The 12,211-nt window shown below is 43.7% G+C and carries 8 protein-coding genes and 1 pseudogene; 5 read left to right on the top strand and 4 right to left on the bottom strand.

Annotated features, from left to right (window positions below; all coding sequences use genetic code 11):
* The first annotated feature begins 317 nt into the window (after window positions 1-317).
* From GM30_RS09295 to GM30_RS09285, 3 genes are all read left to right on the top strand, one after another.
* Window positions 318-1,616: a hypothetical protein gene (locus GM30_RS09295; protein WP_049848386.1), complete on the top strand. Its 1,299-nt coding sequence runs from the start codon at window positions 318-320 to the stop codon at window positions 1,614-1,616.
* Window positions 1,617-1,941: 325 nt separating this feature from the next.
* Window positions 1,942-2,835 (top strand): restriction endonuclease, encoded by an 894-nt coding sequence (locus GM30_RS09290; protein ID WP_158239073.1) that lies wholly within the window; start codon window positions 1,942-1,944, stop codon window positions 2,833-2,835.
* 268 nt (window positions 2,836-3,103) lie between these two features.
* Complete coding sequence (locus tag GM30_RS09285; protein ID WP_072094084.1) at window positions 3,104-3,769, top strand: AbiV family abortive infection protein; 666 nt, start codon at window positions 3,104-3,106, stop codon at window positions 3,767-3,769.
* A 256-nt stretch (window positions 3,770-4,025) separates the two neighbouring features.
* Here GM30_RS09285 and GM30_RS09280 read toward each other — a convergent pair whose 3' ends face one another.
* The 3 genes from GM30_RS09280 to GM30_RS09270 are packed head-to-tail and all read right to left on the bottom strand — an operon-like array spanning window position 4,026 to window position 9,850.
* Window positions 4,026-6,224, bottom strand: coding sequence for a DEAD/DEAH box helicase (locus GM30_RS09280; protein WP_049848384.1), 2,199 nt, complete (start codon window positions 6,222-6,224; stop codon window positions 4,026-4,028).
* A complete protein-coding gene (locus GM30_RS09275) occupies window positions 6,221-7,537 on the bottom strand; it encodes an ATP-binding protein (RefSeq protein WP_049848383.1) in 1,317 nt (438 codons plus the stop codon). The genes GM30_RS09280 and GM30_RS09275 overlap by 4 nt, the downstream gene beginning before the upstream one ends.
* A 3-nt stretch (window positions 7,538-7,540) precedes the next feature.
* Window positions 7,541-9,850, bottom strand: a complete 2,310-nt coding sequence (locus GM30_RS09270; protein WP_049848382.1) for a tellurite resistance TerB family protein — start codon at window positions 9,848-9,850, stop codon at window positions 7,541-7,543.
* Between the two features lie 516 nt (window positions 9,851-10,366).
* Between GM30_RS09270 and GM30_RS27880 the strand changes: the two are divergent.
* Window positions 10,367-10,473 (top strand): annotated as a pseudogene (locus GM30_RS27880) (transposase); the annotation flags it as partial.
* Between the two features lie 303 nt (window positions 10,474-10,776).
* Here GM30_RS27880 and GM30_RS09265 read toward each other — a convergent pair.
* Entirely contained in the window at window positions 10,777-11,538 is a 762-nt protein-coding gene (locus GM30_RS09265; protein ID WP_004114617.1) for a hypothetical protein, read from the bottom strand.
* A gap of 278 nt (window positions 11,539-11,816) precedes the next feature.
* Here GM30_RS09265 and GM30_RS09260 point away from each other — a divergent pair, with 278 nt between their 5' ends.
* The gene (locus tag GM30_RS09260) at window positions 11,817-12,026 is read left to right on the top strand and encodes a helix-turn-helix transcriptional regulator (RefSeq protein ID WP_049848381.1); all 210 of its coding nucleotides are present in this window, start codon (window positions 11,817-11,819) and stop codon (window positions 12,024-12,026) included.
* Window positions 12,027-12,211: the final 185 nt, after the last annotated feature.

The raw sequence follows: 12,211 nt of genomic DNA, 5'->3' as shown, positions 1-12,211 counted from the left end.
AAAATTAGATATGATGATGTTGTTCAGACCGGCAATTAATACCTCGAGCAACTTCAATTCCAGCTTTCCTGTGGACTTTCGATATCATTCAAAAATTCACTGCATTGTTAGTTGCATTGTCCACCCATCACTCATAGTAGTGCTTCAGTGCAGTCCGCTTCGTGCCAAAAGCGGATGCGACCCATCGGCATGTTTTAGTCGTCGCAAGCAAATCATAACGGTTAATTGTTGAGTAGATTTTTCATGTCAATTTATATTATTGTAGATAAGTCTGATAAAAATTTCAGTCACATCCTCTTGGATAATAAGGAAGTTATATGAAAGCTCGTTTAATACCACCGTACGAAAACTGCACTGGCAATGTTTTATGGCGAAAAGAGGATTTTATTAATAAAGTCGACGATATCTCAACATCTCTAAAAAAGTTAAGAGATATGGGATATTGGGCCAGTGCCTATCCTGAAGGAGATGGCATTACATTTAAATACACCAAGGATAGTTATCAAAAAAGCAGTATCGAAATTCTAGAAGACTTCTCAATATGCTTTGAGTGGGTAGAAATAGAGTTAGCTAAATCAAGAAGCTCTAACCTAGAATTAGCTGAATTAGAGGGTAAAAACAAAAATATGGAGTGCATAGTTATTGTGCCGATTGAGAAGATTTTCATTCAGGAAACCATTGAGATCGGAAAGTATATTTTTTATTGCGGAAGACAATTTGATGAAGAGTCACATAAGCGATTATCAGAGCAAGATGGTTCGTATATACAGTTTAACTGTGACCTACCATATATTGATTTATTAAAACTTAATTCAAGCATTGATCATAACAGCCATGTTATAAACATGTGTTTGTCTATAGCTGAATATGCGCTTGATTTAGTCAGATTTTCTCACAGCTCATTTACAAGCATGGAATATACCCCTAATCCTGCAGGTCAACGCTCTGACGGATTTTATGATGTAGAAATCATTCCTCGTGAGATGACTCATCTTAAACCAATTAAGATAAGTGGAATATCAAGACCCCTTGCCGTGAGTAATAATTGGCTAGGCCCTCAGGTTGACAGCTTGTATTACCCTGGGTTGCAATATTTATCTTCTATCTACGATGGAATCGTTGAAAATGAACTTTCAAAATTAGTTAGCTCCGTAGTTAGGGCATGTAGGCAATCTTTTTATTCAATTGGCGCGGAATCACAATTTCTAAACCTGGTCTTTGCACTTGATGGTCTTGCTAATATTGACCCAGATTGGAAAGGATGGAAGCAAAGGACCTACATTGCAGCACTTACATGTAATAACTCACTAATCAAATTTAAGAAAAACCTAGAAGTTTATGACGAGTTATATACTGACGTAAGAAACAAGCTTGTTCATGATGGTAAAGATTTTTACGAACTTAACGTCAACGCGAACGAATCCTCTGAACAAATCTTTAAGTATATTAAGATAATTATAATACTCATCGAAAGTAACGGCTTTTCCACTTTGCAAGAATTAAGAGATTATGCAGTTCACCTACTTCAGCAGGAGGGTTATAGAACTGCTTCTGTTGAGATAATTGACAAAGTATCTCTTTTAAGAGGAAAGAAACCTAATTATCCTTCATGGTGATTAAATCAACGTGCTAATTAATTTTTAATATAACTTCTGCTCCTCGCTCTCAGCGGACCTTCAGCTCAGTTATATCGTCCGCTCTGTGCCAGAAGCGGACTATGTTAAAGAAAAGAGCTTGAGATGGCTGAAGTCAGTATAGGTGCAACAAATGTGGTAAATGAGGGTTGAACCAATGGGAAGCAAAAGCTATTTTCGTCTATGTAGGATATATCTCCAAATTGCTTAAAATCCCCAGATGAAAGAATGGTAGTATGGTTTTGATAATTAGAACAGCGAGTACATCAGGCACTCTATTCAAATGATTTATAAGGGAAAAATGACAATGCTTAAAACCTGGAATGATTTAGAAAGTTATACCCAATATGTCTACTCGACCTTACTTAACCCACGAGACAATGGAGTGGAAGTTAGCCGTAACGTTATCCTTAAGGGATTAAAAGGTGAATATCAAATTGATGTATATTACCAATTTGAAAATGCAGGCTTTATACATCGTGTAGCGATAGAGTGTAAATATCACAATCGCCCGCTTGATCGCGATACTATTATGCCATTTTGCAACAAAATCACAGATATTGGGAATATTATCGGGGTAATAGTCAGTAAGTCTGGTTACCAAAGTGGTGCACAAGAATACGCAGAAAAACATGGCATTACTTTACTGACAACTGATGATTTACCAAAATTTAACATATTGGTTGCCGATTACTTGATAAATTCAACCTTACCTACAAAAGACTGGATCGGCGAGCCTTTTTGGATTTTGATGGAAAGAGAGGAAGATAATGTTTCAGGTTCATACTACAAGTTTGCACAAAAACATAACGGAAGAGATGTAATACCCTTATTCTTTTCAAAGCGTGAAGCAATTGACTTTCTAAATGAATCTGAGCAGTCACTGCATTTTGCAATAAGAGGTGTTCCACAACATTATTTGAAACGGTTGATAGCAATAACAGAGCGGTTAAAACCTTTATTCTTCTTAATGCTTCCTGCTTTGAATGAAGAACAAGCCAAAGGTTTATTAATTGAACCAACTGAATTAATGAAAAGATATCTACTATCAGAAATATCACCTGAAGAATATCAAGAGTTTTACGTTAAAAGGAAGTCGCGTTACAAGAATGAGCTTACTCTTTTTAAAATATTAAAAGAAATGAAAGGTAAAATTGGTGCAGAATTGGCTGAAAAAATTTTAAAAAATAAAAAAACGTAATAGCGGAGCCGTGATCACGGGAACCGTTCAACCTGATGTGCTGGCGTTAAAGGTGAAGTGAAGGGCCATTTGCTGAAAAAAAGATTAAGATTTCGATGCAAAGCAAACGGTCTGCTGTGTACCAAGAGCGGAATCTGGAGCGCCAGAGGTCCTCTAAAAATTGATGGTTCGTTTTGCAGGGATACTTACACTTACAGTAGGGCATCTAGCTTTTCAACAGGAATGATGTGTCCTAAGATTGATGAAATTTTTAACTCGAGCAAACGTTATGGCAAAAAAACTAGAGCAATGGAAAAATACACTTGCCGTAGAGAAAATTGTAGAAGGCATGAATGCTGCATCATCTAACGCACGAAGGCTTCTGAACGATGCCTCTGCTTTGTTTGATTTAGAACGCTATCCCTCTGCTACCTCTCTGGCAATCTTAGCTATAGAAGAAGCAGGAAAGGTGTCAATACTTCGAGAGATGTCGCTGTTGAAAGATGGCAAAGATATCAAACAGATTTGGCACAGGTATCGCTCACATACTGAAAAAAATATGATGTGGGTGTTTCTTGATGCAGTTAAAAAAGGCGCTAGGAATCTTAACGATTTTGCACCAATTTTCAGCGATGAATCAGAACATCCCTTTATATTGGATCAATTGAAGCAAATATCATTTTATACGGATTGTCTTGGTAAGGCACATTGGTCGATACCAGACAATGTAATCAATAGAGATACAGCTATAAGCATCATAGAAGCCGTTAAACCCTTAGTGTCGTCAAAATTACACACAGTCGAGGAGGTTGAACTCTGGGTGAAGTACTTGGGACCTGTGTGGAACACTAATGATGCTCTTAAGCGTGAGGCATTAAAAAGTTACTTCGATGCCATGTCCGCAAAAGGACTACTTTCAAATAAAACAGCCGTCTCAGCATTCTTAAGCATCTGAATCAATATTTCTTAAGGGGATATTGCTGTTGGCGCTGCGAGAGACCTGAGATGGTTGATCTGCTACCCGTTGATTAACACGCCGCAATGCTAGTAATGTGACTGTTTGGCAACGAGATCAACTGCGAACTTCCGCTTTTCGCTCAAAGCAGACCTTATGATCTCGATTTCTGGCAGATCCGAGCCAAGAGCAAAAATTGATATTATCAATCGTCCTCAATCTTAGGGGTACATCTCTCCCTTATTACGTAACCAGTTTACTGAAGATGTTCTTTCAGCCAGGTACACGCGCCTTCAATGTCATACGCTTTTTCCCCAAATCCTTTCGCAAGCAGAAACTCTGGTAAATATTCATCATATTTATCTAAGTACTTTTCTGGAACATTTACAGCAAGATCAAACGCTGAGGGCAAGCCTGATAGCAGCAGGCCTTTAAGAGCCTGTTGAACAGAAGTGATACTTGAGCCGTCAATTTCTATAACTCCAGCCAATGAATTAGCTTTAAAGCCACAACGTATGAGCAAGGCTGTAATCGTATTGACAACCTTATCTCCCATCCAGGGAAGGATGTAACAGTATTGGCCGCTCGTAAGAAAATACTCATTTTGCAGGTTATAACTCTGGAAGTTACGACTGCCTTCCGCAAATAGGCTTCTGGCGGCAGAATCGGCATAATCTACTCTCTTGCTTCCTATTGCTATGCGGTAATCACCTTCCCTATAGATAGCTAGCATTTCCTGACGAACAGCATCATGAACAGACATCCCCCCCCCACTAAATTGTGGTGGCTGACCGCCTTTGGTCGCCTCTACATAGATAACTTTTTTCTCTGTCTCGATCTCTGTCACTTTCCAGCGCCGCCCACCGAAGATGATGTGCTGATCTGGTAGCAGTGGGGAGTCCACAGGCACTGTTCCAAGGGTTCTGTTTCCGGTGACAATGCGGAACTCTTCTGGTGTGTTGAACACGGCATAAAACGTGTAATGGTTAGTCAGTTTCTCCCCCTCTGCCCCAACAACCATTTCTCCACTAGCGAGTTGAGTGAGCAGGCCACATGCCCCCATATGTTTAAGCATGCTTTTGAAATCGCCTATATTCACATTACGGAACGGGCCTGTTTGACATAGCTGTGACCAGAGTTGATCGGCACGAACTCCGCCCCATTGCGCGGTAATTGCAAGAATCTGGTGTAGCAGCGTGGAGTAATGCATCTGCTGGGAATCGGCAGGCTCAAACCATTGTTTAGAGATCATCAATCTAATCATTGCCATCGACTGGACCAACTGCAGCCGTAGGTGGTCAACGATACTGCTAGTCACAGTAAGCTCATTTTCTGTAATTAGCATTCTTAGAACTGATGGGGAGTCGCGTCGCCCAGAACGTCCCATACGCTGACGCAGACTGGAAACAGAATGCGGAGGCGTAACTTGGATAACCGACTTAACCTTACCGATATCAATTCCCAACTCAAGCGTCATTGTACAAACAGCTGTTGTGGGCAAATTTCCTTTCTGAAGACGAGTTTCAAGCGCCTCCCGCAATTCCTTGGCAAGGGAACCATGGTGGGGAAAGAATTCATTGGGAACAATATGTTCCTCACACATGTCGCTCAGCGTTGCCGCAATGCTTTCAGTGCGCTTTCGGCTGTTTGCAAAGACCAAATGAGAATCGCCACGGCAAAGTCTAAAAATGTCAGCGCAAACGTCATGTTCAGCAGAACTCTGAAGTTCTTCCTCATTTTGGATCACTCGCTCCAGGTATCCTTTGACCTGTACCTGAAGAGTGGCCGTGCTATTACTATCTGTAACAGTTACGCAGGGGAGTCGTTTGTCCGGGCGCAACATTTCGGGCACTTTCTCCAGTTCCCCCAGCGTGGCACTCAATGCAACGCGGGGAATTGGATTTACCTGGCGACCTAGCACATGGTCAATTCTATTGAGCAGAGAAAGCAGCTGTACACCACGCTCTGAGCCAATAAAAGCATGAAACTCATCAATAACGATGTATGCGATTGAAGAAAACGCCTGTTTGAGCCAGCCCATTGAATTTATGAGCAAAGACTCAAGTGACTCAGGTGTAATCAGTAAAATGCCCGCAGGGTTAGTCCGAGCCTTCTTCTTTTTGCTTTGTGGTACATCCCCGTGCCAGGGAGTCACTGGCATTTCCAATGCATCTCCAAGGCTCTCAAGACGACGGTACTGATCGTTAATCAATGCCTTCAACGGACTGATATAGACGATGCCAAATCCATTCTTGAGATCTGCAACTGCCGAACAGGCAGGAAGAAAGAAAGCCTCTGTTTTACCCGCTGCTGTACCTGCACTGATTAGCACGTCTCGATCACGGGCTAAAATTGCCGGGATAGAACTCTCCTGCAAGGGCCTTAATGTAGACCAGCCCTGCTTGTAAACCCACTTACGGACGCGGGGATCGAGGCTATCGTAGGCACTGCTCATAGTTTGAAGTTCGCCAGTCCGTCGTAGTCATCGCTTTCCTCCGTAGTGGCGTCATCCATATCGCTGGGCCTGTCCTCTTCAATCGCCACACCCTCGATTAGAGTTTGCCAGTTCATCGTTCTGTTTTGTTCCAGCACGGCCAGCATGTCCAGGAAACCTTTTATGGTATTACGGGGGGTACGGAAGTAAGCGTCTCCAATGGTTTTACTACAGTGATGCAGAAATCCAGTCAGAGCCTCATCTGGTATCAGATAATTCTCTGGATCTCCGCCTGCATAAACATGGCGAAGATTTCTCAGCAAAATATACAGTTCCTCAGGGGTCAGGCTGGCAAGATGCATAGTGGGGGATGAGTAGTCAATCACTCCTGCTTTTTGCGCGAACCGGTTTTCCGCCAGACGCGACTGGAGAGCCTCATAGCTGTAAAGACCTTTACGCGGATCGAAAAGAAACTCTGGCGTCCCCCCGAGGATAAAACCAATGTTCTCGGCTGAGCCTTGCAGGCAGTCATTCAGAATCCGCAAAATCTGTTCGTAGTTCGCTGTTCTTGCTTGCGTATTATTCAGCTTAAAGAGGTTCACCATTTCGTCGAGGCTGACCAAAAGACCGGCATAGCCTGCCTGGCGGACAAAAAGGCTCATCAACTTTAAAGAATCATAGAATGAAGCGTCTGAGATAATAGTCCGAACGTCTAGATCGTTACGGGCATCAGTTTTGGTGGTGTACTCTCCCCGCAACCAGCGAATAGCATTGGATTTTAGCGTTTCATTATCCTGTTCGTGCCCCCGCCAGAATGCATCAATGACCTTCGCAAAGTCATATCCGCCCACCATATCTGACAGGGCAGCCAGGCGCTTATGAATAACTGATGAAACCTCGGAGCCGTCCGTGTCAGCTTCCTTTCTTGCCTCCGTAACGAACCTTTCAACAACGCTAAGTAACGCATTACCATCAGGCTTGTTTCTGGTGGACATGTTTTTCATAAGCTCTGAGTAGAGATTACGAGCCTGACCTCCCGATGAGTGAATGCGTCTGTCAGGAGAAAGGTCTGCACTGACTGACACCAGCTTCTTCTCTAGCGCAATAGAGCGCACAACACTCAGAAAGAACGTTTTACCAGAACCATATTCACCGATGATAAGTCTGAAGCTTGCACCACCGTCAGCAATCCTCTCAATATCCTGGTGGAGAGCGGTGATCTCATTCACGCGGCCAACCTGGATATGCTGAATGCCTATCCTTGGCGTTACACCTGACTTAAGTGACTGAATAATAGCGTCGCGTTCTTTCACTCTTATACGTGTTACAGACATTCACTATCCCTCTAATTCTTTGGCAATTTCCAGGTCAACCCAGATATCATCATCGGCATCGTCCAGTACCGGAGCATCAACCACCGCATAGGACCAGTCATTAATCACCTCAAGCGCACCGCCGAGCATCAAATTCAAATTTCCGCACAATTCTGTCGCCTCTTTCCGGGACCACTGTTCTTTCTCCAGCAAACTGCGATAAAGCTGGCTATGTGCGGAGTCTAGCCCCCCCGCCTCCGTTAATGAGGTTGGAGCGCTTTCTTGCTCTTCAGGTTCTTCTTCGGTGAAAATTGTGTTCAGCAATTTACGAACATCATCCGTGGCAGATTCGTGGCGGGCAAGTACATTAGCATCCAGTGTGAACCCTACTGCTGGCTGATCAGTTGGTACAGACGAGACGAGATCATGTTCAGTTGCGGAATGCTGATGGATATTGCTCGAGACAGATGAGGGATCCAGCCCCAAACTTGAATAAATCTTCTCAAGCTGTTTGATTTCGGCAGGCGCTATTGTCCTATCCGAACAGGCAACACTAACGATAACTTTACCCACAGCAGCTTTTTCCGCGGCCCCCATCAACTCAATCCTGCTTTTCATTCCTGTCATATTGGCTGGGGTATGAAGTTGCCACGTTAAATACGCATGTAGAGAGCGTTTTTCATCATCGGTGAAGCCAGTATTGTTGTTGATGGCATTCTCAAGCACTTTCTGTTCAGCTTGATCAAGAGAATCGTCAATCAAGGCGACCATCGCCCCTAATCTGAGCGTCATTACTGCTGAGATAAATTCAGAAGAAGGTGAGAAGCGTCCACCTTCGGCGGCAGGGAATAGAACAAGTGTCCCATCAACATCCGCCTTCACATGGTGATAATACGGGTCAGGTGCCAGACCGTAACCCATCTTCAGAGCAAAGGCCTGCATCAAATCGGCCTCTTTTTTATTGATCTTATTGGGGCAACTGGCATTCATATGTGCCCAAAAGTCAGCAACTGAGACTAACCCCTCCTTGACGAGGATCGCCTCATCAGCCCAGCGTTTGAATGAGCTTAATATTTTTTCTGCGCTTTCATTAACGATCTCTGAAGGGAGCAACATAATTGCAGCCGTATCATTGACTGACGTACCTTTCCTACCAAGGTAGCGACTATAAGCATCAAGTTCATCCGTACATATGTCGGCAAGAGCCATAATTTTCTGGACAGGGCTCTTCAACGCACTTGGATCAGGCAGGTCGGGAACAGGGAGTCGAACACCTCGCAAACTAGGACTTGCTGGTGTGTAATCTAACCTTAGGCGCGTTTTATTCGCCTTAACGACCATCCCTTCACCATATTTGAGGGTGTAACGCCGTTTGAAAAGCGCAGCAAACTCTTTAGCACAGCGGCGAGCCGGGGTACGCAGCGAATACTCGGTGTGGTTTATTACCCAGTTCAACGCCAGTTCAGCTGATACAGGAACTCCTTCATGTACAGTTTTTGCCAGAGCCAGCTTAAATTGCATGCTGTTGCTGAAACCTGAATTGCTATCGAGCTCAGTGGCTAAGCCCATGTTCGGGCGCAGAATAGACATGGCTTCGAGTAACTGGGCCGAATATCCACGGAATGAGCGGTTCTCAATGAATACGGATCTTAACCGAGCGACTTCTTTGAACAGATTACGGAACTCAGCATCAGGGAATTTTGGGTCAGTGGAATCTATGAGCGCTTTTCTTTCCAGGCCGTAGAGGTAGATAAAAACATAGCCGATAGGACACGATGGATCAGACCTATCGCTGGCGAGCCAACTGACATACGCACCGCGTGCTTCTGGGGAAAGAGAGGAAAAACTGGGCCAGTATCCTAATGAACTGTCCTCGTAAAGATAAGAAGTAGGTTTTATCTTACATGTGTCATCAATTAATGATGCCTCATTTCCATCGTCATAATAGCCGACTGATTCCTGACCGGAGGGCTTCATACGTTGCCCCAAGTAAATGTGGCCACCGCTAATTGCTACACCAGCTACAGTTATCATCTCACCCGGAAGTACCCATCGAGCTAGTGCACCTGCTGACTTTGAGGTGTTCCGGTAATGATTGGTTGTCACCCGAAGTTCAACACCGCGGCCACCGCTCAATGTAAAAGTTGCAAGGTTATCGTCTTCACTATCATCGTTTCGCACAACCGCCTCTTTTTTCTTGATGTCAGCGAGCCATTCTTTTGGCGGTGCTTTCACGGGGCTTGAAGCATAAGACTTTGGAGATTTACGTTTTTTCTTTCTAAAAAACAACAAGTAAATTACTAAAATCGCCGCCAAAAACTTCAATAACTCCATGATATATAACCTTAAAATAATTCTCCATCCACATTTCAAATGTGGCAGGGAATGCATGGCAAGTGGATTAATCTTAAAATAATACGTCTAAATCGCTAGGGTTAAAAGCAAATCGCAATTAAAATTAACCAATTGATTTAAATCACAAAAATCATTGAATAATTTACTTAACCAGAAGTGAATTTTTAAGGAGTAAAAAGCCTGCTGGGCCATTCGCCTAAGAATGATGTCGTACTAATGCTAGGTTAACATACGAGCAAATATACTGGGGATGCAGAACTGACCGCTGTATGATGACATTTACCTAGTCGTTGAGAATTTCGGTAACTATTGGAAAGCCGTTAGAGACTGTACATTCTCGGATTTTAAGAGTAGCTGGTTTAGTTTTGTGTGATAGCTGCGTCAGGTCAAACCTGATCTATGAGCAGATATAGCGAGGGGCCCCACGCTGATTTTTATCAACTAATTAAGCTATGAGTTGAGTTGTGCCGAAGTTAAGATATCCTCATCACCTAAGTTGATGAGCTGAAGAGCATCTCTGACGCCATTAATGCAGTTTATCCGGAGAGCGGATTAAGTTCTGTATCATTCACATGGTGCGTAATAGCCTGCGGCTCATATCTTAGAAGGACTACAAAGCATTAACCCATGACCTGGGGTACCAGCGGCAGAGGCGGTTTTACACAACGAATACCATTGCCAGATTGGACAGTGTGATCCGGCATACCATTAAAAAGTGCAAGGTACTCCCGACAGATTACTCATTAAAAAGTTGTATCGCTATCAACCCTGTCAGTATCGCTAAAAAGACGATGATGTTCAGGGGAGCTCGTATCGTCTTTTTATCAGCTCTATGCTCTTCTGCACAGCCACATCTGAGAAAAGGCAGTCACATTGAATCACGTACGCGCTCTCAAGGTACCGGACTATCGATTTTGCGACACCCCGATACGTTTTTGTACTGCCTTCGCGAACGCCGCCTTCACTCTTTTGTCTTTGACTGACCATTCAGCCAACAACTTGCTCTGGCTTGCCTCCACCATTGCCGCGTCCCGTGAGTCGTTTTTATCCTGTGCGGAAGGCCATCCATGCTCCTCAATATAGGGCCTTAACGCTTTAATAATTGCGTTGATGGCATCGGTTTTAGTTTCCCAGCCCTCAGGTTGCGCTTCCAGGTGTTTTATCACTTCGTCTTTAACGCCATCAAAACGTGTCGCTTTGACCTTTCCGCCATAAGCAGAATTGAGTTTATGCCGTTCCTTGATTCTTTTACCTGCTGCGGATTCACTGCGTTTCAGACCGCGATCCAACAACGCGATAGCCTTCAGCATTAATTGTACCGCATGATCTGGATCAGATTCGAGAGCCGATGTTCCCTGCTCCCAGTATTGTTCAGCCTCAGACATATCGTTCCTGATCCCCTTTATCATCCATTCTGAAAGACTGAAAATTTTCAGATAACGCCGCCATTTTTTCTCTCCGTGCTCATCAGCAAGTCGCCGCGCTAAATCTTCATCCTTCGTTTGTCTCCCTGTTTGTAGCACGATAACAATTTCAGTATCTTTATTCAGCCATTGCCTGGCGATATGTTTCTGTCTGACCCCGAGATGAAAACGTAACGCTTTCCTCTTTTTACGAAATACGATGAGTAACTCATCAGGGGTAAAATCCCTGTCTAAATCAGCCATGAAGTCCCTCTTTTCGAATGACAATTTCTATACTCCAGTAAATTTCCTTGCCTGACACCTTGAACGACTCATTCTTGCCCTTAGCCAGACGCTTCCGACACCATTTTCGAAAAAAAAACATTCTGTCACCAACAAAAAACGGGAAAAAAACCCTAAAAAAAACCCTATCTCGTTGTTATAAAATGCCTTTTTTGCTACAGCCACCAGGCGGGTGCCATTACCTGTTCCGGCACCATACAATTGCGTCCATATCGAAAGAACAGGGGGAATTAACAGATATGTCTGTACAAGATATCAGGATACTGCGCATACGCGCCGTTGTTAACAAAACGGGCATCGCCCGCTCAACCATCTATGACTGGATCAACCCGAAGTCACCGCGTTACGACCCGACCTTCCCGAAACAGCGCAGGCTGGGTATGCAGTCCGTCGGCTGGCTTGAGTCAGAGCTAGATGCATGGCTGCTGGAACGCCAGCAGGCATCATAAGCGATGAGATAGTATTGGTAAAAATTAAAGGAGGATACGCAGGTTATATAACAACGTCTCTGATTTAAATATGCGCTCGCTGCGACATATTTTTGCCAGTTGCAAGGAAACAGAATGCGATTATTTATTGGGTAAGATTATTACTTTAAATAAATTTTGACGCTTGGCTATTTTATTATATTCAC

The organism is Trabulsiella odontotermitis (genome assembly GCF_001188485.1).
GTDB lineage: Bacteria > Pseudomonadota > Gammaproteobacteria > Enterobacterales > Enterobacteriaceae > Trabulsiella > Trabulsiella odontotermitis_A.
This window is presented reverse-complemented; position numbering and strand designations above follow the sequence as displayed.

What these genes read in the sequence shown, in the direction of transcription:
- GM30_RS09295 (WP_049848386.1), top strand. Translation starts at nt 318, where the DNA reads ATGAAAGCTCGTTTAATACCACCGTACGAAAACTGCACTGGCAATGTT.
- GM30_RS09290 (WP_158239073.1), top strand. Translation starts at nt 1,942, where the DNA reads ATGCTTAAAACCTGGAATGATTTAGAAAGTTATACCCAATATGTCTAC.
- GM30_RS09285 (WP_072094084.1), top strand. Translation starts at nt 3,104, where the DNA reads ATGGCAAAAAAACTAGAGCAATGGAAAAATACACTTGCCGTAGAGAAA.
- GM30_RS09280 (WP_049848384.1), bottom strand. Translation starts at nt 6,224, where the DNA reads ATGAGCAGTGCCTACGATAGCCTCGATCCCCGCGTCCGTAAGTGGGTT.
- GM30_RS09275 (WP_049848383.1), bottom strand. Translation starts at nt 7,537, where the DNA reads ATGTCTGTAACACGTATAAGAGTGAAAGAACGCGACGCTATTATTCAG.
- GM30_RS09270 (WP_049848382.1), bottom strand. Translation starts at nt 9,850, where the DNA reads ATGGAGTTATTGAAGTTTTTGGCGGCGATTTTAGTAATTTACTTGTTG.
- GM30_RS09265 (WP_004114617.1), bottom strand. Translation starts at nt 11,538, where the DNA reads ATGGCTGATTTAGACAGGGATTTTACCCCTGATGAGTTACTCATCGTA.
- GM30_RS09260 (WP_049848381.1), top strand. Translation starts at nt 11,817, where the DNA reads ATGTCTGTACAAGATATCAGGATACTGCGCATACGCGCCGTTGTTAAC.